Below are 26,611 nucleotides of genomic sequence, written 5' to 3'. Positions count from 1 at the left end.
TCGAACAATTTGCTATCGTGCCGGTCCTGCCCGAGCCCTTGCCAGCGTTGTTGGGGCGGCAGATTTGACTATAAGAGATGCCTTGCCATGACCACAGCGCCCTCGAGTATCGCGCAGCCTTCCCAATCCGCACGTCCGTTGACCCGCAACGATTACAAGACGCTATCGCTGTCGGCCTTGGGCGGCGCGCTGGAATTCTACGATTTCATCATCTTCGTGTTCTTCGCGACGGTGGTGGGCAAGCTGTTCTTCCCGGCGGACATGCCCGAGTGGCTGCGCCTGATGCAGACCTTCGGCATCTTCGCCGCCGGCTACCTGGCGCGGCCACTGGGCGGCATCGTGATGGCGCACTTCGGCGACCTGCTGGGGCGCAAGAAGATGTTCACCCTGAGCATCTTCATGATGGCAGTGCCGACCCTGATCATGGGCCTGTTGCCGACCTATGCGCAGATCGGCATGTGGGCGCCGATCCTGTTGCTGCTGATGCGGGTGATCCAGGGCGCTGCCATTGGCGGTGAGGTGCCGGGTGCCTGGGTGTTCGTTTCAGAGCACGTACCGCAGCGGCATGTCGGCTATGCCTGCGGCACCCTGACCAGCGGCCTGACGGCTGGGATCTTGCTGGGTTCGCTGGTCGCTACGGCGATCAACAGCGTTTACACGCCGGTTGAAGTGGCGGATTACGCCTGGCGAATCCCGTTCCTGCTCGGTGGTGTGTTCGGTCTGTTCTCGGTGTACCTGCGTCGTTGGCTGCACGAAACCCCGGTGTTCGCCGAGCTGCAACAGCGCAAGGCTCTGGCCGAAGAAGTGCCGCTGCGCGCGGTGTTGCGTGACCATCGTGGTGCGATAGCCATTTCGATGCTGCTGACCTGGCTGTTGTCCGCCGCCATCGTGGTGTTGATCCTGATGACCCCGACCGTGCTGCAGACGGTCTACCACTTCGCGCCAACCACCGCGCTGCAGTCCAACAGCGTGGCAATCGTGTTCCTGAGCATTGGCTGCATCATTGCCGGTGCCTTGGCGGACCGTTTTGGCGCGGGGCGTGTGTTCGTTGTTGGTTGCACGGCGTTGCTGGCCAGTTCCTGGACCTTTTACCACAGCCTGGCCGACCATCCCGACTGGCTGTTCCCGCTGTACGCCCTGACCGGTCTGCTGGTGGGCACCATTGGCGCGGTACCGTACGTGATGGTCAAGGCGTTCCCGCCGGTGGTGCGTTTCAGCGGTCTGTCGTTCTCGTACAACGTGGCCTACGCGATTTTTGGTGGCCTGACGCCGATGATTGTCAGTCTGCTGCTCAAGGAAAGCCCGATGGGGCCGGCGTATTACGTGGCGGTGCTGTGTGGGGTCGGGATTCTCGTGGGTGGGTATCTCTGGAAAAAGGGTCGTTAATTTCGACTTTCCTATCGTCTGTACCGGCCCAATCGCCAGCAGGCTGGCTCCCACATTGAAATGCATTCCAATGTGGGAGCCAGCCTGCTGGCGATTGGAGCGCCATGAATCATCCAAAAAAACTCGAATACTGGCCTTTCATCCAATTGTCATATTTCAGCCATAGAGTGTTCACACGGCCTGCTGATACTTGGCCCCGAATAACACACCCTATCTGCTAGGAGTAAGGCATGAAACTGAAGCGTTTGATGGCGGCAATGACTTTTGTCGCTGCTGGCGTTGCGACTGCCAACGCGGTTGCCGCTGTTGACCCGTCGATCCCGAGCTACACCAAGACCACCGGTGTGTCGGGCAACCTGTCCAGCGTCGGCTCCGATACCCTGGCTAACCTCATGACCCTCTGGGCTGAGAACTACAAAAAAGAATACCCGAACGTAAACATCCAGATTCAGGCCGCTGGCTCCGCCACCGCGCCACCTGCGTTGACTGAAGGCACCTCCAACCTGGGCCCGATGAGCCGCAAGATGAAGGACACCGAACTGGCTGCCTTCGAGCAGAAGTACGGCTACAAGCCAACCGCTATCCCGGTTGCCGTGGACGCCCTGGCCGTCTTCGTACACAAGGACAACCCGATCCAGCACCTGACCATGGAACAGGTCGATGCGATCTTCTCGTCCACTCGTCTGTGCGGCGCTAAAACCGACGTTAAAACCTGGGGTGACCTGGGCGTGACCGGCGACCTGGCCAACAAGCCGGTGCAACTGTTCGGTCGTAACTCGGTATCCGGCACCTACGGCTACTTCAAGGAAGAAGCCCTGTGCAAAGGCGACTTCAAGCCAAACGTCAACGAACAACCAGGCTCGGCTTCGGTCGTGCAGTCGATCAGCTCCTCGCTGAACGGCATCGGTTACTCGGGCATCGGCTACAAGACCGCTAGCGTGAAGACTGTGGCCCTGGCCAAGAAAGGCTCCACTGACTTCATCGAAGACACCGAAGAAAACGCCCTGAACGGCAAGTACCCGCTGTCGCGCTTCCTGTACGTATACGTCAACAAAGCCCCGAACAAGCCTCTGGCCCCGCTGGAAGCCGAGTTCGTGAAGCTGGTTCTGTCCAAACAGGGCCAGGAAGTTGTGGTGAAAGACGGTTACATCCCACTGCCAGCCAAGGTTGCCGCAAAAGCACTGGCTGACCTGGGTCTGCAAGAAGGCGGTACCGAAGTCGCAAAAAAGTAAAACCCTAGGTCTGGGGTAAGCCCCGGACCTGTAGGAGCGAGGCTTGCCCGCGAAAGCGGTGGTTCAGTCACCATTGATGTTGAATGCACTGACGCCTTCGCGAGTAAGCTTCGCTCCTACAAATGCCGGTGCGCCGGCCCCCCAAATTCTCGCTCCGCTGCCGGTTTCACCGGGTGGCGGATTTGTTGCGTCACTGCACTGTCATCTTTCTGTCATACAGGATCGCTAGGGTGTGCGAATGAATGATCTGGCCAATTCCACAATGACTACAAATCCCCCCAAGCGAATTGATTTCAATACGCCTGAGCTGCAACGCAAGCGCCGCATCCGCGCGCTCAAGGATCGCCTGACCCGCTGGTACGTCCTGGTGGGCGGCCTCGCCGTTCTCGCCGCGATCACGCTGATCTTTTTCTTCCTCGCCTACGTGGTGATGCCCCTGTTCCAGGGTGCCAGCCTGACCGCCAAGGACGCCATCACGCCTGCCTGGATGCAAGATGCCGGCAAGCCACTGATGTTTTCCCTTGAAGAGCAGAACCAGGTCGCCATGCGGGTTTCCGACAAGGGCCAGGCGCTGTTCTTCGATATCGACAGTGGCGCTGAACTCAAGCGCGTCGATCTGCCGATTCCGGCGGGCGTCACCGTGACGTCCATCGGTGACGACCAGCCAGGTCAACCGCTGGTGGCGGTGGGCTTGTCCAACGGCCAGGCCATGGTGTTCCGTCACACCTACAAAGTCAGCTACCCGGACGGCAAGAAAACCATCTCGCCGGCCATTGAATATCCGTATGGCGAAACCCCGATCACGCTGAACGAGGCAGGCGGTGCGCTGGAACACGTCAGCCTCAATGCCAACGATTCGACCCTGATGCTGGTGGGTTCTACCGGTTCGCAACTCAATGTTTTGTCGCTGACCAGCGAAGAAAACATGATGACCGGCGAAATCACCAGCGAGCAGAAGCGCATCGATCTGCCGCAGATGACCGAGCCGGTGAAGAACATCTTCGTCGACCCGCGTCAGCAGTGGCTGTACGTGATCAACGGTCGTGCCCAGGCCGACGTCTTCAGCCTGCGCGACAAGAGCCTCAACGGTCGCTACAAACTGCTGGAAAACGGTGATGCCGAAATTACCGCCAGTACCCAGCTCGTAGGCGGCATCTCGCTGATCCTTGGCGACTCCAAAGGTGGCCTGGCCCAGTGGTTCATGGCCCGCGACCCCGATGGCGAGCAGCGCCTGAAGCAGATCCGTACCTTCCAGATGGGCACCACGCCCATCGTTGAAATCACCGCCGAAGAGCGCCGCAAGGGCTTCGTCGCCTTGGATGCCTCCGGCAAGCTTGGCGTGTTCCACAGCACCGCACACCGTACCTTGCTGGTCGACCAGGTGGTCGAAGGCCAAGGCCTGTTCGGTCTGTCGCCACGGGCCAACCGCGTGATCGTCGAAGCCGGCGGCAAGTTGCAGCCGTTGCTGCTGGACAACCCGCACCCGGAAGTGTCGTGGAGCGCGTTGTGGAGCAAGGTCTGGTACGAAAACTACGACGAGCCTAAATACGTCTGGCAATCGACCGCCGCCAACACCGACTTCGAACCGAAGCTGAGCCTGTCGCCGCTGACCTTCGGTACCCTGAAAGCCGCGTTCTACGCCATGCTGCTGGCCGCTCCACTGGCCGTCGCCGCAGCGATCTATACCGCGTACTTCATGGCCCCGGGCATGCGTCGCAAGGTCAAGCCGGTGATCGAGCTGATGGAAGCGATGCCGACGGTGATCCTCGGTTTCTTCGCCGGCCTGTTCCTCGCCCCTTATGTGGAAGGGCATCTGCCAGGCATCTTCAGCCTGCTGATGTTGCTGCCGGTCGGCATCCTCGTCGCGGGTTTCGCCTTCAGCCGCCTGCCGGAATCGATTCGCCTGAAAGTCCCTGATGGCTGGGAAAGTGCCCTGCTGATTCCAGTGATCCTGTTCGTCGGCTGGCTGTCGCTGTACATGAGCCCGTACATGGAGAACTGGTTCTTCGGCGGCGACATGCGCATGTGGATCTCCCACGACCTGGGCATCACCTACGACCAGCGCAACGCCCTGGTGGTCGGCCTGGCCATGGGCTTCGCGGTGATCCCGAACATCTACTCCATTGCCGAAGACGCCGTGTTCAGCGTGCCGCGTGGCCTGACCCTGGGTTCCCTGGCCCTCGGTGCCACGCCGTGGCAGACCATGACCCGCGTGGTAATCCTGACCGCCAGCCCGGGCATCTTCTCGGCGTTGATGATCGGCATGGGCCGTGCGGTGGGTGAAACCATGATCGTGTTGATGGCCACCGGTAACACCCCGGTCATGGAAATGAACCTGTTCGAAGGCCTGCGCACCCTGGCCGCCAACGTCGCGGTGGAAATGCCGGAGTCGGAAGTCGGCGGCAGCCACTACCGCGTGCTGTTCCTCTCGGCGCTGGTGCTGCTGCTGTTCACCTTCATCATGAACACCCTCGCGGAACTGATTCGTCAGCGTCTGCGCAAGAAATACTCGTCGCTTTAAGAAAGGTAGAAGTCTGTGAAACAGAACTCCCTGAAAGGATGGTTCAAGAGCGGCGCCCCGGGCGTCTGGATCAGCGGTGGCGCGGTGTCCATCGCGGTCATCATGACCATTGGCCTGCTGGCGGTGATTGCCGTGCGTGGCCTGGGTCACTTCTGGCCGGCGGATCTGATCCACGCCAGCTACGACGTACCGGGCCAGGCCAATCACCTGGTCGTTGGCGAAGTGGTGCAGAAGGAAGAAGTGCCACGTGCGCGCCTGAAGAGCGCCGGCCTGCCGGTGCCTGACGAAGGCCCGGAGTTCATGACCCGCGAGCTGATCAAGGTCGGCAACCGTGACCTGAACGGCACCGATTTCACCTGGATCGTCGGCGAGTGGCTGACCAACCAGAAAACGCCAGTCGAACTCATGGCTCTGGAACGTCGCGAGTGGGGCAATTTCTACGGCTACCTGGTCAACGTCAAACAGGATGGCAAGGTCATTGCCGAAGGCGAGGCCGCATGGCCTGAGCTGCAGGCGCGGATCGACCGTGTGAGCCAGCTGGCTGGCCAGCTCAAGAGCCTGGAAAAAGTCGACATCGGCGCGATCAACGCCGGTCTCGAACGCATCCGCCTGCACGGCCGCAAACTGGAACTGGATGGCAAGCTCGACGCCGCGGCGCAAGCGGACATGGAATCCGAGCGCGCCGAACTCAATGCCCGGTATCAGGACATCGAAGCACGCCTGGGTGACCTGCACGCGCAGTTCAACCGCGACAGCCTCACCGCCCGCGATGCCAACGGCAAGGAAATCGAAATTGGCCTGGGTAAAGTGGTTCACGCCTACCAGCCGAACGCCATGGGCACCTTCACCAAGATCGGTTTCTACTTCAGCAAGGTCTGGGAGTTCCTGAGCGACGACCCGCGTGAAGCCAACACCGAAGGCGGGATTTTCCCGGCGATCTTCGGCACCGTGATGATGACGTTGATCATGGCGATGATCGTGACCCCGTTCGGCGTACTGGCCGCGGTGTACCTGCGTGAATACGCCAAGCAGAACACCCTGACCCGGGTGATCCGCATCGCGGTGAACAACCTGGCGGGCGTTCCGGCCATCGTCTATGGGGTGTTCGGCCTGGGCTTCTTCGTCTACGTGCTGGGTGGTTCGCTTGACCGCCTGTTCTTCCCTGAAGCCTTGCCGGCGCCGACCTTCGGCACACCGGGCCTGCTCTGGGCATCGTTGACCCTGGCGCTGCTGGCGGTGCCGGTGGTGATCGTGGCCACCGAAGAAGGCCTGGCGCGGATTCCTCGCACCGTGCGCGAAGGCTCGTTGGCCCTCGGCGCGACCAAGGCGGAAACCCTGTGGAAGATCGTACTGCCAATGGCCAGCCCGGCGATGATGACCGGCATGATCCTCGCCGTGGCTCGCGCCGCCGGTGAAGTGGCGCCGCTGATGCTGGTGGGTGTGGTGAAGCTGGCACCGTCGCTGCCGGTGGACGGTAACTACCCGTACCTTCACCTGGACCAGAAGATCATGCACCTGGGCTTCCACATCTATGACGTCGGCTTCCAGAGCCCGAACGTCGAGGCCGCGCGGCCGCTGGTGTACGCCACGGCGCTGCTGCTGGTGCTGGTGATCGCGACGTTGAACCTGTCGGCCGTTTATATCCGTAACCACCTGCGCGAGAAGTACAAGGCGCTGGATAGCTAATTTGCAACACTGATTTCTATGTGGGAGCCAGCCTGCTGGCGATTCAGGCAACGCGGTGCATCTGTGAAACCGCGGTGATGCAATCGCCAGCAGGCTGGCTCCCACAAAAACTGAACCGAATTTGTTAGCACAGGGAGCCTCCCATGCAGCACGAAGCACATACCCACGGCATCAACATGTCGGCCCTGGGTCGCGACAAACAGAGCCTGAGCCTCGAGCAGGAAACCGTGGCCATCGAAGTGCCGGGCCTGAGCCTGTTCTACGGCGACAAACAAGCGCTGTACGACGTCAGCATGAACATCCCGAAACAGCGCGTGACAGCCTTCATCGGCCCGTCCGGCTGCGGCAAGTCCACGCTGCTGCGTACCTTCAACCGCATGAACGACCTGGTGGATGGCTGCCGCGTCGAAGGCGCGATCAACCTGTACGGCAACAACATCTACCGCAAGGGCGAAGACGTGGCCGAGCTGCGCCGTCGCGTTGGCATGGTGTTCCAGAAGCCGAACCCGTTCCCGAAAACCATCTACGAAAACGTGGTCTACGGCCTGCGCATCCAGGGCATCAACAAAAAGCGCGTGCTCGACGAAGCCGTCGAGTGGGCGTTGAAAGGCGCGGCACTGTGGGATGAGGTCAAGGACCGTCTGCACGAGTCGGCACTTGGCCTGTCCGGTGGTCAACAGCAACGTCTGGTGATTGCCCGTACCATCGCCGTGGAACCGGAAGTGCTGCTGCTCGACGAGCCATGCTCGGCGCTCGACCCGATCTCGACGCTGAAAGTCGAAGAGCTGATCTACGAACTGAAATCCAAGTTCACCATCGTCATCGTGACCCACAACATGCAGCAGGCCGCGCGGGTTTCCGACTACACGGCGTTCATGTACATGGGCAAACTGGTGGAGTTCGGCGACACCGACACCCTGTTTACCAATCCGGCGAAGAAGCAGACCGAAGACTATATTACGGGGCGCTACGGCTAGTGGGGGAGCTGCAAGCCGCAAGCTTCAAGCGGCAAGTTAAAGCAGTTCAGCATAACGACACACATCAGCTTGCAGCTTGTAGCTTGCAGCTCACAGCTTTTGCGGAGCAGACACAATGATTTCTAAGGAAGGCCTCACACACCACATTTCCGCGCAGTTCAACGCCGAGCTCGAGGAAGTGCGCAGCCACCTCCTGGCCATGGGCGGGCTGGTGGAAAAGCAGGTCAACGACGCGGTCACCGCGCTGATCGAGGCCGATTCCGGCCTGGCCCAGCAGGTGCGTGAGATCGACGACCAGATCAACCAGATGGAACGCAACATCGACGAAGAATGCCTGCGCATCCTGGCCCGTCGCCAGCCGGCGGCGTCCGACCTGCGCCTGATCATCAGCATTTCCAAATCGGTGATCGACCTGGAGCGCATCGGTGACGAAGCGACCAAGATCGCCCGTCGCGCCATCCAGCTGTGCGAAGAAGGCGAAGCGCCGCGCGGTTACGTCGAGGTCCGCCACATCGGCGACCAGGTGCGCAACATGGTCCGTGATGCGCTGGATGCCTTTGCCCGTTTCGACGCTGACCTGGCGTTGTCGGTGGCGCAGTACGACAAGATCATCGACCGCGAATACAAGACCGCCTTGCGTGAGCTGGCGACCTACATGATGGAAGATCCGCGCTCTATCTCGCGGGTCTTGAGCATCATCTGGGTACTGCGTTCGCTGGAGCGCATCGGCGACCACGCGCGCAATATCTCGGAGCTGGTGATTTACCTGGTGCGCGGCACCGACGTACGTCACCTGGGTCTCAAGCGCATGAAGGAAGAAGTTGAAGGAACCAGCGGCGAAACCGCTAATGTTCCGGGCAAATCTGACGATAAGTAAGATTGCCCAATCAAAGCGCCCGGCCCATTGGCCGGGCGTTTTCGTTTGCGGTCCACGCATTCGAAAAGCAGCACCCGCGATCGAAAAGTCCCGGCGTGACTGAAGATTTTTGGCAATGTGCCATCAGCAAGACGGTAGGCTTGCCGGGATTTTTTAAAGGGGTTATGGATGAGTAAGGTCAGTGTGTTGGTCGTGGACGATGCCTCGTTCATTCGTGACTTGGTGAAGAAATGCCTGCGCGACTATTTCCCGGGCATGCGCATCGAAGACGCGGTCAACGGCCGCAAGGCTCAGTCGCTGCTGGCAAGGGAGGCCTTCGACCTGGTGCTGTGCGACTGGGAAATGCCGGAAATGTCCGGTCTGGAGCTGCTGACCTGGTGCCGCGAGCAAGACAGTCTCAAAGGCATGCCGTTCGTGATGGTGACCAGCCGCGGTGACAAGGAGAACGTCGTCCAGGCGATCCAGGCCGGCGTTTCCGGCTACGTCAGCAAACCGTTCACCAACGAGCAACTGATCACCAAGGTCAAGCATGCGCTGCACAAAGTCGGCAAACTCGACAGCCTGATGAGCGTGGCGGCGACCAAGACGGTTTCGGCATTCGGCAACGACACCCTGAACGCCTTGACCGGCAACAAGCCTGCCGTGAGCGCTCCAGCGGCCGCTGCACCGTCCCCGGGCTTGCTCAACAACTCGCCGGTGAAAGCCCCGGTGGCGGCTGCCGGCGGTGGGCGTGGCCAGGGTCAACTGCGGTTGCCCAATGGCATCCAGCAGTGCGTGATCAAGGCGTTGAGCCTCAAGGAAGCGCTGCTGGTGGTCAAGCGTACCGAAAGCTTGCCGCAGGTGCTCGACAGTGCCGTGCTGGATCTGGAGCAGGGCGAGCGTGCCGAAGTGGCCCGCCTCAATGGCTATCTGCACGCTGTGGTGGCTCATGAGCCCAAGCCCGACAGTGACTGGTTGCAGCTGACCTTCCGCTTCGTCGATCAGGACGCGCAGAAACTGGACTACCTCTCCCGTCTGATTGCCCGGGGTACCGCGCAGAAGCATTTCATTCCAGGCGCGTAAATCCGGGTTTGCCTGCCAGGCCGCCTTCGCGAGCAGGCTCGCTCCCACAGGATTTGCACTGACCCTGTGGGAGCGAGCCTGCTCGCGATGGGGCCTTCGAAATCACCGCACATCTGTCTGAACATCTGCCGACTACCCGGGTCCATTGCAGCTGCTAGGCTCAATCCCAAACCTGACTCGACAGAATCCCGCCCATGCTCGCGCGCCTGCTGTTTTTCTGTGGTCTGTTCATGGCCTCGACCGCGGCCATGGCCATGACCATCTACAAGTCCACCGACGTCAATGGCGTGGTCTCCTACAGTGACCGCCCCACGACAGGCTCCAAGGTGTTCACTTTCCAGGATCGCATGGACGAGCGCCTTGAGCGGCAGGTGTACCTCGTCATCACGAAGAAGGACGGGGTGGACAGCGTGTACGTGCGCAATGACCTGTATGCGCCGGTAGAGATCGAGTTGAGTTTCGCCGGGTTGAAGAACGTCAGTGGTGCGCCGAGTCGACCGATTCGCCGGGTGATGCCGTTGCGCAGCAGCATTCGCCTGGCGCAGCTCACGGCGACCCGGGCTGGGAGCCCGATTGCCTACATCCCCAGGTTTGAATATTCCCTGGGCGACCCTGCAGGCGCCTCCATGGCCTATCGCTACCCGTTGCCCTGGCGGGGCGGGCCGTTCCGGGTCAGTCAGGGCGCCAATGGCCAATACAGCCACTTCGGCCCGAAGAACCGTTACGCCATCGACATCGCCATGCCCGAAGGCACGCCGATCATTGCCGCGCGAGGCGGGACTGTGATCAAAACCGAAAACAGTCAGAGCGGGCGCGGCACCGACGCGTCGGGCAATTTTGTGCGGGTGCTGCACGATGACGGGACCATGGGCGTGTACCTGCACCTGAAACAGGGTTCGGTCAGCGTTCGGGAGGGGCAGCGGGTGGCAGTGGGTAGCCCGTTGGCGCTGTCGGGCAATACCGGCAACAGCAGCGGGCCACACCTGCACTTCGTGGTGCAGCGCAATACCGGGATGGGACTGGTATCGATTCCGTACCAGTTCAATCAGCCGGTCAATGCGTTGCCCAACTTTGCGTTGGGCAAACAATAATGTGTTGCCTGTTCTGACGCCATCGCGGGCAAGTCGGATCGCCGCACCGCCGCTCCCACAGGTACCGTGTGAACCTTGTGGGAGCGAGCCTGCTCGCGAAGGGATCGACTCGGGTCTGGATCAGTGCATCAATCGAGCATCAACACCTTGGCCAACACAATCTTTGGCCCTTTCATCTTCTTGATGATGATGCGCAGGCCTTCGACTTCCAGCACTTCTTCCTCTTCAGGAACGCGCTTGAGGCTTTCGTAGACCAGGCCTGCGAGGGTTTCGGCTTCAACGTGGTCCAGGTCGATGCCCAGCAGGCGCTCGACCTTGAACAGTGGCGTATCACCCCGTACCAGCAGCTTGCCTGGCTGATAGGCGAGGATGCCGCGCTCGGCCTTGCGGTGTTCGTCCTGGATATCGCCCACGAGCACTTCCAGCACGTCTTCCATGGTCAGGTAGCCGATGATGTTGCCGTCGGCCTCCTCGACCACGGCGAAGTGCGAGCCGCCCTTGCGGAACTGCTCCAGCAACTGCGACAACGGCATGTGCCGCGACACGCGCTCCAGCGGGCGGGTCAGTTCGGCCAGGTTGAACGACTCGGGAATGTGGTCCAGGGCCGCCAGCTCAAGCAGCAAGTCCTTGATGTGCAGCAGGCCGACGAACTCCTGGCGCTCGCTGTCGTACACCGGGTAACGGCTGAACTTGTGGCGACGGAACATCGCCAGGATTTCCTTGAGGGGGGCGTTGAATTCCAGGGTCACCAGGTCTTCACGGGAGTTGGCCCAGTCGACCACTTCCAACTCGCCCATTTCCACAGCCGAGGCCAGAACGCGCATGCCCTGGTCGCTCGGATCCTGGCCACGGCTCGAGTGCAGGATCAGTTTCAGTTCTTCGCGGCTGTAATGGTGCTCGTGATGCGGGCCGGGTTCGCCTTGCCCTGCGATGCGCAGGATCTGGTTGGCGCTGGCGTTGAGCAGATAAATGGCCGGGTACATGGCCCAGTAGAACAGGTACAGCGGCACGGCGGTCCACAGCGACAGCAATTCGGGTTTGCGGATGGCCCAGGATTTCGGGGCGAGCTCGCCGACCACGATATGCAGGTACGAAATGATGAAGAACGCGGTGAAGAACGACACGGCCTTGACCACTTCGGCCGAATCGACGCCCACGGCACTCAGCACAGGTGCCAGAAGGTGCGCGAATGCCGGCTCACCGACCCAGCCAAGGCCCAGAGAGGCGAGGGTGATACCCAATTGGCACGCCGACAGGTAAGCATCGAGCTGACTGTGCACGGTGCGCAGGATGTGCCCGCGCCAGCCGTGCTGCTCAGCGATGGCTTCGACCCGGGTCGAGCGCAATTTGACCATGGCGAATTCTGCCGCAACGAAAAAGCCGTTGAGCAATACCAGGATCAGAGCAAAAAGGATCATGCCGAAGTCGGCGAATATTGTTGCGAGGGTCAAGCCAGGGGAAGGGTCCATGATGGAGTTTTGCGGGTTCCGTGTATTCGAAAGGAAAGAAAAAAGTGCACCTGAAAGGCAGGCACAAGTCAGCCAATGTAGCGGCTGACCGGGCGATTGCCTAGTGGCGCGTGCTGGCCGGTATCAGTCGGCGGTGCTGATCACCCGGGATTTGCTGACCTGGGCCGGGGCGAAATGGCAGGTAAACGTGCTGCCGTGCCCTGGCACGCTGCTGATTTCCATCCGCGCGCGGTGACGCAATAGCACGTGTTTGACGATCGCCAGGCCCAGCCCGGTGCCGCCGGTGTTGGAGTTGCGGCTGGAGTCGACGCGGTAGAAGCGTTCGGTCAGGCGCGGCAGGTGTTTGCTGTCGATGCCGATTCCGGAGTCCTGCACGCTCAGATGCGCGCCTTGCTCGTCGCCCCACCAGCGGATGCGGATGTTGCCTTCGGCCTGGGTGTATTTCACTGCGTTGAACACCAGGTTGGAAAACGCGCTGCGCAATTCCGCTTCACTGCCCTTGAGCAGGATCGTCGGGTCGGCTTCGAGGGAGATTTTCTGGTTTTTCTGGCCGGACAGCTGTTGAGCGTCACCCTTGATCGATTGCAGCAAGCCGTCGATGGCCACCGGTTGGTTGTCCGACGGGTAATCGGTGGCTTCCAGCTTGGCCAGCAACAGCAGGTCATTGAGCAGGGTCTGCATGCGCCCGCCTTGCTGCTGCATTTGCTGCAAGGCACGGGTCCAGCGCGGGTTCACTTCCTCGACGTTATCGAGCAGGGTTTCCAGATAGCCACAGATCACCGTCAGCGGCGTGCGCAGCTCGTGGGAGACGTTGGCGATAAAGTCTTTGCGCATCTGCTCCAGCTGATGGATACGCGTCACGTCGCGCACCAGCATCAGGTGCTCATTGTTGCCGTAGCGGGTGATGTACAACTGGATGCGCATCCGGTCGTTGGTCGGCGAAGGGATTTCCAGCGGTTCGGCGTAGCTGTCCTGTTCGAAATATTCCTTGAAGCGCGGATGGCGAACCAGGTTGGTCACCGGCTGGCCGCTGTCCTGCGGCGTCTTGAGGCCCAGCAGGGTTTCGGCGGCGCGGTTCCACCATTCCAGGTTGCCGTCGCTGTCGAGCATGACCACTGCGTCCTTCAAGGCTGCGGTGGATTCCTGAACCCGGTCGATGACCGCTTGCAGGCGCCCGCGAACGCGTTGGTCGCGACGTTGCAGATGGTAGATGTTGTCGAACACTTCGCCCCACAGGCCATAGCCATCAGGTGGCGCCTCATCGGGTTTGTGCAGACGCAGCCATTCGTGCAGGCGCAGCAGTTGCTTGAGGGTCCAGACCAGGTAAACGCCGAGTCCCGCGGCGAGGCTCCAGCCGTAGTAGCCGGTAATCAGGCCGATCACCAGGCAGGCGGTGACCAGCAGCAGCATGTGGCGAATCAGGGTGCCATGCCAGTTTTGGTTCACTTGAAAGCGCGTCCTTGTCTACTTCTAAAACGGGGGAAATCCGGGTCAGGCTTTTGTGGAAAAGCGGTAACCGGTGCCGCGCACGGTTTGTACCAGGTTTTCGTAGGCATCGCCGAGGGCTTTGCGCAGGCGCCGGATGTGCACGTCCACGGTGCGTTCCTCGACATACACATTGCCGCCCCAGACCTGATCCAGCAACTGGCCACGGGTGTAGGCGCGCTCCTGGTGGGTCATGAAGAACTGCAGCAGACGGTACTCAGTCGGTCCCATTTCTGCCGGTTTGCCGTCGATGGTCACACGGTGGCCAATCGGGTCCAGCAGCAGGCCGCCAACTTCGATCGGCGCTTCGCCATCGGAAGGGCCGGCACGGCGCAGCACGGCCTTGAGGCGTGCAACCAGCTCGCGCGGGGAAAAGGGCTTGGTGATGTAGTCATCGGCGCCAACTTCCAGGCCCTGGATCTTGTTGTCCTCTTCGCCCTTGGCGGTGAGCATGATGATCGGGATATCCCCGGTCAGCTCGTCGCGCTTGAGGCGGCGGGCCAGTTCGATGCCGGACGTGCCGGGCAGCATCCAGTCGAGCAGGATCAGGTCCGGTTTGCGGTCGACGATAATGGCGTGGGCCTGCTGGGAGTTCTCCGCCTCCAGGCAGTCATAGCCGGCCATTTCCAACGCAACGGCGATCATTTCGCGAATGGGCGCTTCGTCGTCGACGATCAGAATGCTCCTGCCAACCATGCCTTAATCCTCTTGTCATTTAACTGTCTTGCGCCGCATTAGATAACGGAATTATTGCAGTCGTGTGACAGTATTTTAGTCGCCCGGCGATTGTCATGAACCTGGACTAAGCTCTAACTCCGAATCCTGACAACCACAAACGGAAGGTTTCCATGAAACACATTGCTCAATCCTGGAAGGCTTTGCTGGTAACTGCTGCGCTAACGCTGCCGACCATGGCCTTCGCCGCCGACCCCGCGATGATGAAGGACGGCATGATGGTCGACCATAAGGGAATGACCCTGTACACATTCGACAAGGACTCAGGCGGCAAGTCGATGTGTAATGACGAGTGCGCCAAGAACTGGCCACCGATGATGGCGCCGGCGGGTGCCGCGGCTACAGGCAAGTGGAGCGTGATCAAGCGCGATGACGGTACCAGTCAATACGCTTACGACGGCAAGCCGCTTTATACGTTTGTAAAAGATGAAAAGCCTGGAGAAATGAAGGGCGACAAAATGAAGGACGTCTGGCACGTCGTTCACGAATCGCAGAAGTAACGGATTCGGCCCGGTTTGATTGCCCCGCTTTGCGGGGCAGTCGTCGTTTTAGCGCAACCCGTAATCCAGCACAATCCCGACAAAAATCGCCATTCCGGCCCAGTGGTTGTGCAAGAACGCCTTGAAACAGCGCATCCGGTCCTTGCTGCGGGTGTACCAGAACTCCCATGCAAAACAGCCCGCCGACACCGTCAGTCCCAGATGGAACCAGCCGCCGAGCTCGAATTTCGACCCGGCCAGCAGCAGACAACCTAATGCCAACCCTTGCAGGGTCAGGATAATCACCCGGTCTGCCTCACCAAACAGGATCGCCGTGGATTTCACGCCGATCTTCAAATCGTCGTCGCGGTCGGTCATCGCGTAATAAGTGTCGTAGCCCACCGTCCACATCAGGTTAGCGATCCACAGCAGCCACGCCGCCGCCGGCAGTTCGCCAGTCTCGGCGGTGAAGGCCATCGGCATGCCCCAGGAAAACGCCGCGCCCAGCACCACTTGCGGGTAATAGGTGTAGCGCTTCATGAACGGATAAGTGAAGGCCAGGGCCAAGCCACCAAACGACAGCCAGATTGTTGCCGCATTGGTGCACAGCACCAGCAGGAAACTCAGGCCCATCAGCAATGCAAAGAACACCAGCGCTTCTTTGGAGCTGATCCTGCCGCTCGGCAGTGGGCGCTGCTCGGTGCGTTTCACATGGCCGTCGACCTTGCGGTCCGCCCAGTCATTGATCACGCAGCCGCCCGCGCGGGTCAGCACCACGCCAAGGACGAAAATCACGATATTGGCCAGCGATGGCGAGCCCTTGCCGGCAATCCACAGCGCCCAGAGCGTCGGCCAGAGCAGCAGGTAGATGCCGATCGGCTTGTCCATGCGCGTCAGCTGAATGAAATCCCAGGCCCGGGGATTGAAGCGGTTCAAGGACTTGAGCAGGCTCTGGTACATCAGCAATTCTCCGGATGGGCGCGGGCGGCGCTCCACAGGGTCGGCAGGAAGATCTCGGCCACCAGCACGCTCAAGGCGCCACGGTCGAAGCGCGAGCGGCGCGCCCACAGCCCAGACGCCCGCACTTCGCTTGGCAACCACGCCTGCGGGTAGTGGCAAACCTCGATGGCCCGGCGCTGGAAGGCGTGATCGCAAAACAGCAACTCGCCCAGCGAACGACTGCCCAATTCATCCATGTGCAAGCCGTCGCCCTGCAATGCACTGCGTGCGGCGACGCTGCGGGCAAACACCAGGGCTTGCCCGTGACCACGCAAATACACCTCGCGCACCCAGCCTTCACTGCCTTCGGCCAGGTCGAGCGCGGCGCATTCATCCGTGCGCAGGGTCTGCCAGCCTTCGAACAACGGCGTGACGCTGAACGCATCATTCGTTAGATGAATAAGGCGTCTGGTCAGCGAGCCATGATCGAACAACCAATCGAGGATAGACGTGTCGGGCAATGGCGTCAGTTGGCTTTCAAGGAGCCAGATCGGGGGCGGGCAGGGGGATTCTGTGTGTTGCACAATGAGTCATTATTGGCAGCAAAGGAGGTCGCGAGCTTACCATGTGCGCCACGAATTTTGATTGAACCGACGGCCCATTGCGCCGAACAGGCTTGCATCTGTTGGGCCCGATCAGTAAAAAAACGCTTTGAGCTGGATGGCAACGCAGTAACCATCGACCGTCCGCGCCGGCAATAGCCTGAATCTCGAGGAAATACCTGAATGAAAAAGTGGCAATGTATCGTCTGCGGCCTGATCTATAACGAAGCCGACGGTTGGCCCGATGACGGCATCGCGCCCGGCACCCGTTGGGAAGACGTCCCGGCAGACTGGCTGTGCCCGGACTGCGGTGTGGGCAAAATGGATTTCGAAATGATCGAAATCGCCGCCTGAATAACTGAGGAGTAAGGAATGAACGCACCTGTCGTAATCGTTGGTACCGGGCTGGCTGGCTACAACGTGGCTCGCGAGTTTCGCAAACTCGACAGCGAAACCCCGCTCCTGCTGATTACCGCCGATGACGGGCGCTCCTACTCCAAGCCGATGCTCTCCACCGGGTTCGGTAAAAACAAGGATGCCGACGGCCTGAGCATGGCCGAACCGGGCGCGATGGCCGAGCAGTTGAAGGCCGAAGTGCGTACCCATACCCGAATCAGCGGCATTGACCCTGGCCACAAGCGCTTGTGGATCGGCGAGGAAGCGGTGATCTACCGTGATCTGGTCCTGGCCTGGGGTGCCGAAACCGTACGCGTACCCATCGAAGGCGACGCGCCGGATTGCGTGTTCCCGATCAACGACCTGGAAGACTACGCGCGCTTTCGCGCGGCAGCGGCTGGCAAGCGTCGGGTCTTGTTGCTGGGCGCCGGCCTGATCGGCTGCGAGTTCGCCAACGACCTGACCCTGGGCGGCTACGAGGTGCAACTGGTTGCACCGTGCGAGCAGGTCATGCCGACCCTGTTGCACCCGGCGGCGGCCGCAGCGGTCCAGGCTGGGCTCGAAAGCCTGGGTGCACGCTTCCACCTCGGGCCGGTGCTCAACCGCCTGCAGCGGGTTGCTGGCGGCCTGGAAGCCCATCTTTCCGATGGCCAGATTATCCCGTGCGACGTGGTGGTGTCGGCCATTGGCCTGCGTCCGCGCATCGACCAGGCCTCTGCTGCCGGCCTGCAGGTCAATCGCGGCGTAGTGGTCGATCGTCACCTGCAAACTTCCCACGCCAACATCTACGCCCTGGGCGACTGTGCCGAGGTCGATGGGCTGAACCTGTTGTACGTGATGCCCCTGATGAGCTGTGCGAGAGCGCTGGCCCAGACCCTCGCCGGCAACCCGACGGTGGTCAACTATGGCCCGATGCCGATCACCGTCAAGACCCCGGTGTGTCCATTGGTGGTATCCCCGCCGCCACGGGGCGCGGAGGGCATCTGGACCGTCGAAGGGCAGGGCGCTGACATCAAGGTTTTATGCCGCGATAACAACGGCAAACTGCTCGGTTATGCCCTGACAGGCGCGGCCGTGATGGAAAAACTGGCCCTCAACAAAGAGCTTCCACCACTGCTGGCGTAAATACCGGTCGTTCTGTCGGAATCACCCCCCTTTTGCCCAAACATTGGCCGCGCCGACACTGGCGCGGCTCCTCACTGCGTGCCATCCTCACTCCCGTCGGCCGCAGAGTAGAGCACCTGCGGCGCTTTGGGCGCTGCTCCACAGAGAGCGGCACGGACATAACAACAAAAAACCGTCAAAGGGGCTTCACTAATATGCGCAAACCAGAACTCGCCGCAGCCATTGCTGAAAAAGCAGATCTCACCAAAGAGCAGGCCAACCGCGTCCTCAACGCCGTTCTCGAAGAAATCACCGGCGCCCTGCACCGCAAAGACAGCGTGACGCTGGTAGGTTTCGGTACCTTCCTGCAACGCCACCGCGGTGCCCGCACCGGCAAAAACCCGCAAACCGGTGAGCCGGTTAAAATCAAGGCCAGCAACACTGTTGCGTTCAAGCCGGGTAAGTCGTTGAAGGATAGTGTTAATCCGTAATTCGCATCCCCCTTTGCGGGGTTGCGCAATAAAAAATGGGCACGCCAACCGGGTTGGGTGCCCATTTTTTTGGCATCGACTTTAACGCCGTGGGGTTCACCCATAACCCGGCGTCTTTGAGGGAAATGTCCGATAGTGTTGTGAGATGAAGGAGTGAAAGATCGTCCGAACGCGATTCGAACCTTCGAAAGCTCCAATGTCTCCAAACGGCAAGTTTTGAATCATTAAACACAATTCGAAAATGATGAAATCCCTTACAAAATCGCGGAAGCATCCGACGCTTTTTTAAGGTTGGCCTTCGGAAGCGCGACGGTTAGCGTGGTCACTCCCCATATTCCTCGGAGATGCACCATGCCCAAGGTCAACGAATTACCCGCCGGATCAGCGGCCGAAAGCACTACCCCGTACATGTCCGCGACTTCAAGAAAGTTGCACCATGCTGCCACTCGTGCCCTGGACCATTATTTGAAACCCAATGCCTTGGTCATGAGCGGTGCTCATCCGCCCGGCACGATCTTCGTCGTGGCGCCTGACATCGACAACGAGACGCTATTGGCGCATGCCTGTGAGTCGTTGGCGACCGCCAATGTGATGGCGAGTGAAATCGCCGCGATGCTGGAAGGGGCGCACCGCAGTACGATGCTGGCGCTTCAGCAGGTGATCATGCTCGGTGAGCTGGCGGTGAATCGAGTGCTGGATAACGTCGCCCCGACACACCCTGTCTGAGTCGGGAAGAGGAGGTCTTACGCCAGTGACTTGGTAGTCATCGGCGTCAAAAAACATGGCATCTCCTCCTAACGTAACTCGAAGGTGGCGTTCTGGCATTTAATCGATACACTGCGCCGGCCGTTCATTTTTCTTTTGAGGCTTGCGCATGAAATTTCGTTTTCTGCTGTGGATGCTGGGTTTGTTGATGGGTAAGGCCAGTCGGACCAATCCGGCGTTTCAGCAGCAGCTGGGTGACAAGGAGTTGGTGTTTCAGCTGCAGACTCTGGACGGGAAAGTCGCGCGGCACTTCCGGGTGAAGGATCAGCGCATTACCAGCAAGGCTGGCGTATACGCCGAGCCGGCGTTTGCGATTGCCTTCAAGGATGCCGCCTTTGGTTTTGCCACGATGCAGGCGAAGAACAAGCAGTTGGCGTTCATGACGGGGATTCAGGACAAGTCGATCCAGATCAAGGGCAATCCGGCGCTGGTGATCTGGTTTCAGGGGCTGACCAAGTATTTGAAGCCGAAGAAGGCGAAGCCTAAGGCTTGAGTTTTTTCAGTTGGACCGCGTCGGGTTCTTCGCCCGTAGGAGCCAGGCTTGCCGGCGAAGAACGATGACGCGGCGTGACAGATACACCGCGGCGTCTGGCCCGTGGGCTTACAGGTGATGCTGTCAGGGCTGGCTGAACTGCGAAGCCAGTTCACGCAGCAACACTTCAGCCTCAAGCACTTTGCTGACGACGTCTTCGGCCTTGTCACGGCTCAGGCCGAGTCGCTCCAGCAGGGCATCCGGAATGTCCTCATCCGGTCCGGAGCCAATTCCTCGGCTGCGCAGCAGGCGCACAGCCAGGCAAACCAGGTTCGGGTATTCGGCAAAGGTGCCGTCGTAGCCCGGGTCGTGCTGGAAGCGTAGCGCGGTGGTGAGTTCTTCCGGCATGTCCCAGTAGCGCATCAGCCATGAGCCGATCTGTTCACGGCTGATGCCCAGCAGGTGTTGCTCGATGTAGCTGTGGCACAGGTGCGGGTTGACCTCCATGTGCCGGCAGATAAGCGAGAAGTGCGGCGGGAATACGTGGGCCAGCAGCAGGTAGCCGAAGTTGTGCAGCAGGCCTGCCAGGTAGGTCAGGCCCGCTTCCGGGCGCTGGGTGCGGGGCATGGCACGGGTCAGGCCTTCGATGACCGCGGCCGTGTAGATCGATTGCTGCCAGTACGGAGTGCTGTGTTGCGGGTGATCCTTGGGCAGGCTCAGGGTTTTGCCCAAGGCCAGGCCCAGCGCCAGGTTGATCACCAGGTCGAAACCCAGTACCCGGACGATCGCATCTTCTACCGAACGAATCTTGCCGGGTGAGGCGTAGTAGGGCGATGCGGCCCAACTCACCACCTGTGCAGCCAGCGCCGGGTCGGTTTCGACCACGCCGGTAATGTCGTCGATGGTGGCGTTGGGGTCGACGCGCAGTTTGATGATCTTCTGTGCCGTTTCGGCCAGCGGTGGAATCTCGATGGTCGCTTCCAGTCGTTGCTGGATACGTCGGGCGGTGAACGCCTGGACGGCCTGGGAGATTTCCTCGCGGTCATCGTCAGGGCGATCGAGGTTGGGGCGGATGCTGCTCAGGTTCTCGCCGAAGTTGGCGGCGCTGGCCTTGGTCAGCATGGACCTGAAGGCTTCACTGCTGATCTCCAGCAGCACGCCTGGCTCACCCGAATTGACCAGCACCACGGGCTCGCGCAGCAGGCTTTCTTCATACAGGCAGGGCGAGCTGGTCAGCGATGGCAGGCCCGGCAGCAGGCTCAGGCTGTGTTTGCCGAGCATTTTCTGCAGGCGCTCGGTCGACACGGCGGTGAGGCGGCGGCCTGTGAGTTCGGTCAGGCGATTGAGGTCCAGCAATTGGCTCTGCGGATACAGCACCATCAGCGCACCGACACTGTCATCGAGCAGCACGGCCTGGACTTTGCGCGCGGCGTTCAGGCCGTGATGGTCGAGCACTTCTTCGAAGGCAATGCCCATTTTGTCCAGCAGTAGCCGAATGACCGACGGAGCGTGCGGGGCAGCGGGTGCGAGGGCAACTTCGGTCATGGTCTGTATCCGTTCCAAAACAATTTCAGGAGTATAACCAGCTTGCTCAAAACCATGGTCTGGAAACTGAGACGCTGCTCACACTTGGCCGTATTGCTGCCCATGGCGTAGCCAGCGGTCAAGTAACGGGCTGACATGGTCAGGCCAGCGTTCCAGCAGGGCTTGGGCGGCGTCGCGTACGGCAGGCAGCAGGTCGGCGTCGCGCATCAGGTCGGCGACCTTGAATTGCAGCAGGCCGGTTTGCCGTGTGCCGAGCATTTCGCCAGGGCCGCGCAGTTCGAGGTCTTTTTCGGCGATCACAAAGCCGTCGTTGGTTTCGCGCATGATGCCCAGTCGCTGACGTCCGATCTGTGACAACGGCGGATGATAAAGCAGCACGCAGTGGCTAACCGCGCTGCCCCGCCCGACGCGGCCGCGCAGCTGGTGCAGTTGCGCCAGGCCCAGGCGTTCGGGGTTTTCGATGATCATCAAGCTGGCGTTGGGCACGTCCACGCCGACTTCGATCACGGTGGTGGCGACCAGCAGCTGCAGGTTGCCAGCCTTGAACTCGGCCATCACCGCCGCTTTTTCGGCGGGCTTCATGCGTCCATGGATCAAGCCGACTTTCAATTCGCCGAGGGCGGCGGTGAGGTCTTCGTGCGTAGTTTCGGCGGCCTGACAGGTCAGCTCTTCCGATTCTTCGATCAGCGTGCACACCCAATAGGCCTGACGCCCTTCGGCACAAGCACCGCGCACCCGTTCGATCACTTCGACACGCCGGGTGTCGGTGACCAGCACCGTGTTCACCGGGGTACGGCCCGGGGGCAGTTCGTCGAGGATCGAGGTGTCGAGGTCGGCGTAGGCGCTCATGGCCAAGGTCCGGGGGATCGGCGTGGCGGTCATGATCAGCTGATGCGGACACATCCGCCCGCCGACGCCTTTCTGCCGCAGCGCCAGGCGCTGCTGTACGCCAAAGCGGTGCTGTTCGTCGATGATCGCCAGCGCGAGATTCTTGAACTGCACTTCGTCCTGGAACAGCGCGTGGGTGCCGACCACCATGGGTGCGCCGCCCGCAATCTGCTCAAGCGCGGCGACACGGTTCTTGCCCTTGAGCTTGCCGGCCAGCCACGCGACTTCTATACCCAGCGGTTCGAGCCAGCGCTTGAACGTGATGAAGTGCTGCTCGGCGAGGATTTCGGTGGGCGCCATCAGGGCGACTTGATAACCGGCTTCCAGTGCCTGTAGTGCAGCCAACGCGGAGACCACGGTTTTGCCCGCACCGACGTCGCCTTGGATCAGTCGCAACATGGGTTCGTGCTGACTGAGGTCGTAGGCGATTTCGTTGCCGACCCGCTGCTGTGCGCCGGTCGGGGTGAAGCCCAGGTTGGCCAGATATTGGGAGGGCAGCTTCGTGGCTTTCGGCATCGCTGGCGCGCGCAGGGCACGCATGCTCTCGCGCAAGCGTTGCTGCGACAGCTGATGGGTCAGCAGTTCTTCGAAGGCCAGGCGGTGCTGGGCCCAGTGATGACCCAGGGCGAGTTCGTCGACATCGGCATCGGCAGGCGGGTTATGCAGGTAGCGGATCGCATCGGCCAGCGGCGCCAATTGGTAATCGCGGGCCAGTTCCGTTGGCAGCCAGTCGGGCAGGCTGGTGGGGCCGAGCAGCGTCAGGGTTTGCAGGCACAGCTGTCGCAGGCGCTGTTGGGTCAGGCCCTCGGTGAGCGGGTACACCGGGGTCAGGGTTTCATCCACGGGCGGCGGCTCGTCGCCGGTGAGGGCGCGATACTCCGGGTGGTAGATTTCGAGCCCCGATGCGCCGGGCCGCGCTTCGCCGTAGCAGCGAATCCGCGTGCCGCGCTTGAGGCCTTCTTTCTGTGCATTACTGAAGTGATAGAAGCGCAGGCTGAGCCCGCCGGTACCGTCCTGCAGGCGCACCACCAGACTGCGGCGTCGGCCCATGACCACATCGGCACCGCTGACGGTGCCTTCGATCACGGCATCTTGCCCTGGGCGCAGCGCGCCGATCGGCACGACGCGAGTGCGATCCTGATAGCGCAGCGGCAGATGAAACAGAACGTCCTGGAGGTTTTCCAGGCCGACCTTGGCCAGTTTCTCGGCCATGGCTTCGCCGACACCCTTGAGGGCCGTCACCGACACTTGCGACAACTCGGTCATGGCGTCGCTTAACCGGCCGTTACCGGTGCGGCGGGTTTAGCCACCGAGCACAGGCGAATGGAGTCAGCGAGGATCTCAATAGCCTTCGGCCGCGGGAAGCTCGCACGCCAGGCGATGGCTACGGTGCGAAATGGCACCGGCGCCGACAGCGGACGAACCTCGATCACGCCGGGGGCGTAGTGATGGCTGTCGACCGCCGACAGCGGCAGGATCGAAATGCCTAGACCGGAAGCCACCATGTGGCGGATGGTTTCCAGCGAACTGGACTCCACCGTGGTGTGCTTGGCGCCGTCGTTGCCCTTGGCCAGGGTCGGGCAGGCTTCGAGTACCTGGTCGCGGAAGCAATGGCCTTCGCCGAGCAACAGCAGGCTCTTGTCGTTGAGCAGGTTGGCGTCGATGGATTCTTTCTGCGTCCATGGGTGCTGCGCCGGCATCAGGACATAGAACGGCTCGTCATAGAGCTGCAAGGTCAGCACGTCGGCTTCGTTGAACGGCAGGGCGATGATGATCGCGTCGAGTTCGCCGTTGCGCAGTTTGTCGCGCAGCACGTGGGTGAAGTTTTCCTCGATGTACAACGGCATCTGCGGGGCAACCCGGTGCAGTTGTGGAATCAGGTGCGGGAACAGGTACGGGCCGACGGTATAGATCGCGCCGACCTTGAGCGGCGCGGTCAGCTGGTTCTTGCCGGCCTGGGCCAGTTCGCGGATGCCTTGGGCCTGCTCGAGCACTTTTTGCGCCTGGGCGACGATGCCTTCGCCGACCGGGGTCAAGCGCACGGCGCTTTTGCTGCGCTCAAAAATCAGCACACCGAGTTCGTCTTCAAGCTTTTTCACGCCCACCGACAGGGTTGGTTGGCTGACGTGACAACGCTCGGCGGCATGGCCGAAGTGTTGTTCTTGGGCGAGGGTGACGATGTAGCGTAATTCTGTGAGGGTCATAGCAAGCGTCCATGAAGTTGCGGGCCAAGCATACCGCTTGCAATCGATAGACGCACGTTATCAGAAGGCATGTGGCGTGTGACACGGGGCAATATCGGTTTGGCGTTTCCAGATATGCAAAAGGCACCTTTCGGTGCCTTTTGCAGTTCCAGTTACCTGGGTTGCCGGTGTGATTAGCGCCGGCGTTTGTCGATCGAGTAAACAAAGGGTGCAACGATTTCGATGGAGCCGTTGGTCAACATGTCGGCCGGTGGCTTGGGCAGCGGCTGGGCACGACGGATCATGTCCAGGGTCGCCCGGTCCAGATCGGCCGTACCCGAGGCGCCGACCAGTTCGAAGGACAGGACGTTGCCTTCGGCATCCACCACGAAACGCAGGCGGTTCATGCCTTCCTTGCCCCGTGCCTGTGCGCTGGCCGGGTACTTCTTGTACTTTTGCAGGTGCGCCAGCAATGCGCCTTGCCAACTGGCCTTGGCCGCGACTTGAGCGGCGGAAGGGCCAGGTGCAGGCTGGGCGGATTTCTCCGACGGGGCCGGGGTCGGTTGCGCCTCGCTCGGTTTGGCTTCCGACGGTTTTTCCTTCGGCGGCTCGGGCTTCTTCTCTACCGGTTTGGGCGGCTGAGGCTTCGGCTTGGGTTTTACCGGCTTGGGCACGGCAATCTCGGCCTTTGGCGCTTCGGCAAGCTTGGGTATCGGCAGTTCTTCGACCGGAGCGGGCGGCTGCGGTGGTGTGACGACCTTTGGCGGTGCAGGCGGTGGCGGGGCGGGAACCGGCGCCAACTCGACCATCATTGCCTGGGGTGGCAATTCGATGGGCGGGTGGGCCGTCCAGTTGACGGCCAGCGCGATGGCCAGCGCGTGAACGCCCAGCACGATGGCCAGGCTACCGCTGTAACGCGTCAGCTTATGGCGCGTAGTGATCATTTCTTGGCTGCCGTCTCGAGTCCGACCAGGCCGACCTTCAGGTAACCGGCGGCACGCAGATTGTCCATCACGCTCATAAGGTCGCCGTAATCCACACCTTTATCGGCCTGGAAGAAGATCGTCGTGTCTTTCTTGCCCTGGGTCCTGGCGTCGAGCGTGGCACCCAGTGCTTCGGCCTTCACTTCGTCTTCGCCGAGGAACAGGCGCTGGTCAGCCTTCACGCTGAGGAACACCGGTTTTTCCGGCCGTGGCGCCGGCTTGGCGGTGGACGCAGGCAGGTCGACCTTGATGTCCACGGTAGCCAGGGGGGCTGCCACCATGAAGATGATCAGCAGCACCAGCATCACGTCGATGAACGGCGTGACGTTGATTTCGTGGTTTTCGGACAGATCGTCGTCTGCCCCTTCTTTCAAATGCAGGCCCATGGCCGATTACCCCACTTTCACCATGTGCGGTTGCGAGCTGCGCTCAGGCTGGTGGTCGAGGTCGCGGCTGACCAGCAGCAGGACCTGTGCCGACGCGTCGGACACCTGGGCCTTGTAACCGGCGATGGAGCGGGCGAAGACGTTGTAGATCACTACCGCAGGAATCGCTGCCACCAGGCCCAGAGCGGTCGCCAGCAGGGCTTCGGCGATGCCTGGAGCCACGACGGCGAGGTTGGTGGTCTGGGTCTTGGCGATGCCGATGAAGCTGTTCATGATGCCCCACACGGTACCGAACAGACCGACGAACGGCGCGGTGGAACCGATGGTGGCGAGCACGCCGGTGCCGCTGCTCATGTTGCGACCGCAAGCCGCTACCAGGCGCTCAAGGCGGAAGCTGACGCGTTCCTTGATGCCTTCTTTCTCACGGCTGTTGACCGACAGGCGCATCTCTTCGAGGGCGTCATGGACCAGCAGGTTGGCCAGGGTGCCTTCCTTTGCCGCAGTGGCGCTGGCTTCCTTGAGGGAGGCGGATTTTTTCAGTTGGGCGATTTCACCGCGCAGACGACGCTTGGCGCCCATCAACTCAAGACCCTTGGCGATCCAGATGGTCCAGGTGATGATCGAGGCGATGGCCAGGCCGATCATCACAATTTTCACGATGATGTCGGCGTTCTGGTACATGCCCCATGGCGACAGGTCATGGGCCATGCCCAGGGTGTTGTCGGCCTCCAGGACTTCGGGAGCGTTTTCACCGTTAGTGTCTGCCGGCACTGCCTGGGCAGGATCGGTCGCAACCGGTGTCACTGCTGGAGCGGCGTGGTCGGCCTGGGCAGGTGCGGCGGCGGCAGCCGGTGCGG

The 26,611-nt window shown here is 61.0% G+C and carries 25 protein-coding genes; 14 read left to right on the top strand and 11 right to left on the bottom strand.

Features of this window, described 5'->3' with window-relative positions:
• Positions 1-87 precede the first annotated feature (87 nt).
• From PMI35_RS05560 to PMI35_RS05595, 8 genes are all read left to right on the top strand, one after another.
• Positions 88-1,386 (top strand): MFS transporter, encoded by a 1,299-nt coding sequence (locus PMI35_RS05560; protein ID WP_008064528.1) that lies wholly within the window; start codon positions 88-90, stop codon positions 1,384-1,386.
• Between the two features lie 230 nt (positions 1,387-1,616).
• A complete protein-coding gene (locus PMI35_RS05565; protein WP_008064526.1) occupies positions 1,617-2,618 on the top strand; it encodes a phosphate ABC transporter substrate-binding protein PstS in 1,002 nt (333 codons plus the stop codon).
• A gap of 238 nt (positions 2,619-2,856) precedes the next feature.
• A complete protein-coding gene (locus PMI35_RS05570) occupies positions 2,857-5,139 on the top strand; it encodes an ABC transporter permease subunit (protein ID WP_008064520.1) in 2,283 nt (760 codons plus the stop codon).
• Positions 5,140-5,154: 15 nt separating this feature from the next.
• The gene (pstA, locus tag PMI35_RS05575) at positions 5,155-6,825 is read left to right on the top strand and encodes a phosphate ABC transporter permease PstA (protein ID WP_008064517.1); all 1,671 of its coding nucleotides are present in this window, start codon (positions 5,155-5,157) and stop codon (positions 6,823-6,825) included.
• 143 nt (positions 6,826-6,968) lie between these two features.
• Entirely contained in the window at positions 6,969-7,802 is an 834-nt protein-coding gene (gene pstB / locus PMI35_RS05580; protein WP_008064516.1) for a phosphate ABC transporter ATP-binding protein PstB, read from the top strand.
• A 115-nt stretch (positions 7,803-7,917) separates the two neighbouring features.
• Positions 7,918-8,679, top strand: a complete 762-nt coding sequence (phoU, locus tag PMI35_RS05585; RefSeq protein WP_008064514.1) for a phosphate signaling complex protein PhoU — start codon at positions 7,918-7,920, stop codon at positions 8,677-8,679.
• Positions 8,680-8,847: 168 nt separating this feature from the next.
• Positions 8,848-9,741: a response regulator gene (locus PMI35_RS05590; protein ID WP_008064511.1), complete on the top strand. Its 894-nt coding sequence runs from the start codon at positions 8,848-8,850 to the stop codon at positions 9,739-9,741.
• Positions 9,742-9,935: 194 nt separating this feature from the next.
• A complete protein-coding gene (locus PMI35_RS05595) occupies positions 9,936-10,832 on the top strand; it encodes a peptidoglycan DD-metalloendopeptidase family protein (RefSeq protein ID WP_008064509.1) in 897 nt (298 codons plus the stop codon).
• A gap of 128 nt (positions 10,833-10,960) precedes the next feature.
• Here PMI35_RS05595 and PMI35_RS05600 read toward each other — a convergent pair whose 3' ends face one another.
• The 3 genes from PMI35_RS05600 to phoB form a co-directional block, all read right to left on the bottom strand.
• Positions 10,961-12,301: a hemolysin family protein gene (locus PMI35_RS05600; protein ID WP_008064508.1), complete on the bottom strand. Its 1,341-nt coding sequence runs from the start codon at positions 12,299-12,301 to the stop codon at positions 10,961-10,963.
• A gap of 123 nt (positions 12,302-12,424) precedes the next feature.
• Positions 12,425-13,711, bottom strand: coding sequence for a phosphate regulon sensor histidine kinase PhoR (phoR, locus tag PMI35_RS05605; RefSeq protein WP_238543207.1), 1,287 nt, complete (start codon positions 13,709-13,711; stop codon positions 12,425-12,427).
• A gap of 81 nt (positions 13,712-13,792) precedes the next feature.
• Positions 13,793-14,482, bottom strand: coding sequence for a phosphate regulon transcriptional regulator PhoB (gene phoB / locus PMI35_RS05610; protein ID WP_008064504.1), 690 nt, complete (start codon positions 14,480-14,482; stop codon positions 13,793-13,795).
• A 152-nt stretch (positions 14,483-14,634) separates the two neighbouring features.
• Here phoB and PMI35_RS05615 point away from each other — a divergent pair, with 152 nt between their 5' ends.
• On the top strand, positions 14,635-15,021 hold the full coding sequence (locus tag PMI35_RS05615) for a COG4315 family predicted lipoprotein (RefSeq protein ID WP_008064502.1): 387 nt from the start codon (positions 14,635-14,637) through the stop codon (positions 15,019-15,021).
• Between the two features lie 48 nt (positions 15,022-15,069).
• Here PMI35_RS05615 and ubiA read toward each other — a convergent pair whose 3' ends face one another.
• Together ubiA and PMI35_RS05625 are read right to left on the bottom strand one after the other, a co-directional pair.
• Positions 15,070-15,960 (bottom strand): 4-hydroxybenzoate octaprenyltransferase, encoded by an 891-nt coding sequence (gene ubiA, locus PMI35_RS05620; RefSeq protein WP_008064500.1) that lies wholly within the window; start codon positions 15,958-15,960, stop codon positions 15,070-15,072.
• On the bottom strand, positions 15,960-16,523 hold the full coding sequence (locus PMI35_RS05625) for a chorismate--pyruvate lyase family protein (protein WP_008064498.1): 564 nt from the start codon (positions 16,521-16,523) through the stop codon (positions 15,960-15,962). The genes ubiA and PMI35_RS05625 overlap by 1 nt, the downstream gene beginning before the upstream one ends.
• Positions 16,524-16,724: 201 nt before the next feature.
• On the opposite strand from PMI35_RS05625, the gene PMI35_RS05630 reads away from it, so the two are divergent.
• The 5 genes from PMI35_RS05630 to PMI35_RS05650 all read left to right on the top strand — a co-directional run bounded on the left by PMI35_RS05630 (position 16,725) and on the right by PMI35_RS05650 (position 19,790).
• Positions 16,725-16,895, top strand: coding sequence for a rubredoxin (locus PMI35_RS05630; RefSeq protein ID WP_007995385.1), 171 nt, complete (start codon positions 16,725-16,727; stop codon positions 16,893-16,895).
• Between the two features lie 18 nt (positions 16,896-16,913).
• On the top strand, positions 16,914-18,062 hold the full coding sequence (locus PMI35_RS05635) for an NAD(P)/FAD-dependent oxidoreductase (protein WP_008064496.1): 1,149 nt from the start codon (positions 16,914-16,916) through the stop codon (positions 18,060-18,062).
• A 194-nt stretch (positions 18,063-18,256) separates the two neighbouring features.
• Entirely contained in the window at positions 18,257-18,532 is a 276-nt protein-coding gene (locus tag PMI35_RS05640; protein ID WP_003213368.1) for an HU family DNA-binding protein, read from the top strand.
• Positions 18,533-18,883: 351 nt separating this feature from the next.
• The gene (locus PMI35_RS05645; RefSeq protein WP_008064495.1) at positions 18,884-19,258 is read left to right on the top strand and encodes a DUF6124 family protein; all 375 of its coding nucleotides are present in this window, start codon (positions 18,884-18,886) and stop codon (positions 19,256-19,258) included.
• Positions 19,259-19,406: 148 nt separating this feature from the next.
• On the top strand, positions 19,407-19,790 hold the full coding sequence (locus tag PMI35_RS05650; RefSeq protein ID WP_008064493.1) for a hypothetical protein: 384 nt from the start codon (positions 19,407-19,409) through the stop codon (positions 19,788-19,790).
• 123 nt (positions 19,791-19,913) lie between these two features.
• Here the strand turns inward: PMI35_RS05650 and PMI35_RS05655 are convergent, their stop codons facing one another.
• The 6 genes from PMI35_RS05655 to exbB all read right to left on the bottom strand — a co-directional run.
• A complete protein-coding gene (locus tag PMI35_RS05655; protein WP_008064491.1) occupies positions 19,914-21,314 on the bottom strand; it encodes an aminoacyl-tRNA deacylase and HDOD domain-containing protein in 1,401 nt (466 codons plus the stop codon).
• Positions 21,315-21,392: 78 nt separating this feature from the next.
• Positions 21,393-23,468: an ATP-dependent DNA helicase RecG gene (gene recG, locus PMI35_RS05660; RefSeq protein ID WP_008064489.1), complete on the bottom strand. Its 2,076-nt coding sequence runs from the start codon at positions 23,466-23,468 to the stop codon at positions 21,393-21,395.
• Positions 23,469-23,476: 8 nt separating this feature from the next.
• Positions 23,477-24,406 carry a hydrogen peroxide-inducible genes activator gene (locus PMI35_RS05665; RefSeq protein WP_008064487.1) on the bottom strand — a complete coding sequence of 310 codons (930 nt, stop codon included), beginning with the start codon at positions 24,404-24,406 and terminating at the stop codon, positions 23,477-23,479.
• 173 nt (positions 24,407-24,579) lie between these two features.
• On the bottom strand, positions 24,580-25,329 hold the full coding sequence (locus PMI35_RS05670; protein ID WP_008064485.1) for a TonB family protein: 750 nt from the start codon (positions 25,327-25,329) through the stop codon (positions 24,580-24,582).
• Positions 25,326-25,754 carry a TonB system transport protein ExbD gene (gene exbD / locus PMI35_RS05675; protein WP_008064483.1) on the bottom strand — a complete coding sequence of 143 codons (429 nt, stop codon included), beginning with the start codon at positions 25,752-25,754 and terminating at the stop codon, positions 25,326-25,328. Before exbD ends, PMI35_RS05670 begins: the two co-directional genes overlap by 4 nt.
• Before the next feature lie 6 nt (positions 25,755-25,760).
• Positions 25,761-26,611, bottom strand: an 851-nt coding sequence (gene exbB, locus PMI35_RS05680) for a tonB-system energizer ExbB (RefSeq protein WP_008064482.1), incomplete at its 5' end; no start/stop codon positions are given.

Source organism: Pseudomonas sp. GM78 (assembly GCF_000282475.1).
Lineage (GTDB): Bacteria > Pseudomonadota > Gammaproteobacteria > Pseudomonadales > Pseudomonadaceae > Aquipseudomonas.
The sequence above is the reverse complement of the archived record's forward strand: the minus strand, read 5'-3'. Positions and strand labels throughout refer to the sequence as shown.

Coding starts and splice junctions, on each gene's coding strand:
- PMI35_RS05590 (WP_008064511.1), top strand. CDS start 8,848: ATGAGTAAGGTCAGTGTGTTGGTCGTGGACGATGCCTCGTTCATTCGT.
- phoU (WP_008064514.1), top strand. CDS start 7,918: ATGATTTCTAAGGAAGGCCTCACACACCACATTTCCGCGCAGTTCAAC.
- PMI35_RS05645 (WP_008064495.1), top strand. CDS start 18,884: ATGCCCAAGGTCAACGAATTACCCGCCGGATCAGCGGCCGAAAGCACT.
- PMI35_RS05595 (WP_008064509.1), top strand. CDS start 9,936: ATGCTCGCGCGCCTGCTGTTTTTCTGTGGTCTGTTCATGGCCTCGACC.
- phoR (WP_238543207.1), bottom strand. CDS start 13,711: ATGCTGCTGCTGGTCACCGCCTGCCTGGTGATCGGCCTGATTACCGGC.
- PMI35_RS05565 (WP_008064526.1), top strand. CDS start 1,617: ATGAAACTGAAGCGTTTGATGGCGGCAATGACTTTTGTCGCTGCTGGC.
- PMI35_RS05640 (WP_003213368.1), top strand. CDS start 18,257: ATGCGCAAACCAGAACTCGCCGCAGCCATTGCTGAAAAAGCAGATCTC.
- PMI35_RS05655 (WP_008064491.1), bottom strand. CDS start 21,314: ATGACCGAAGTTGCCCTCGCACCCGCTGCCCCGCACGCTCCGTCGGTC.
- PMI35_RS05665 (WP_008064487.1), bottom strand. CDS start 24,406: ATGACCCTCACAGAATTACGCTACATCGTCACCCTCGCCCAAGAACAA.
- PMI35_RS05615 (WP_008064502.1), top strand. CDS start 14,635: ATGAAACACATTGCTCAATCCTGGAAGGCTTTGCTGGTAACTGCTGCG.
- phoB (WP_008064504.1), bottom strand. CDS start 14,482: ATGGTTGGCAGGAGCATTCTGATCGTCGACGACGAAGCGCCCATTCGC.
- PMI35_RS05630 (WP_007995385.1), top strand. CDS start 16,725: ATGAAAAAGTGGCAATGTATCGTCTGCGGCCTGATCTATAACGAAGCC.
- PMI35_RS05650 (WP_008064493.1), top strand. CDS start 19,407: ATGAAATTTCGTTTTCTGCTGTGGATGCTGGGTTTGTTGATGGGTAAG.
- ubiA (WP_008064500.1), bottom strand. CDS start 15,960: ATGTACCAGAGCCTGCTCAAGTCCTTGAACCGCTTCAATCCCCGGGCC.
- pstB (WP_008064516.1), top strand. CDS start 6,969: ATGCAGCACGAAGCACATACCCACGGCATCAACATGTCGGCCCTGGGT.
- exbD (WP_008064483.1), bottom strand. CDS start 25,754: ATGGGCCTGCATTTGAAAGAAGGGGCAGACGACGATCTGTCCGAAAAC.
- recG (WP_008064489.1), bottom strand. CDS start 23,468: ATGACCGAGTTGTCGCAAGTGTCGGTGACGGCCCTCAAGGGTGTCGGC.
- PMI35_RS05635 (WP_008064496.1), top strand. CDS start 16,914: ATGAACGCACCTGTCGTAATCGTTGGTACCGGGCTGGCTGGCTACAAC.
- PMI35_RS05570 (WP_008064520.1), top strand. CDS start 2,857: ATGAATGATCTGGCCAATTCCACAATGACTACAAATCCCCCCAAGCGA.
- PMI35_RS05670 (WP_008064485.1), bottom strand. CDS start 25,329: ATGATCACTACGCGCCATAAGCTGACGCGTTACAGCGGTAGCCTGGCC.
- PMI35_RS05560 (WP_008064528.1), top strand. CDS start 88: ATGACCACAGCGCCCTCGAGTATCGCGCAGCCTTCCCAATCCGCACGT.
- PMI35_RS05600 (WP_008064508.1), bottom strand. CDS start 12,301: ATGGACCCTTCCCCTGGCTTGACCCTCGCAACAATATTCGCCGACTTC.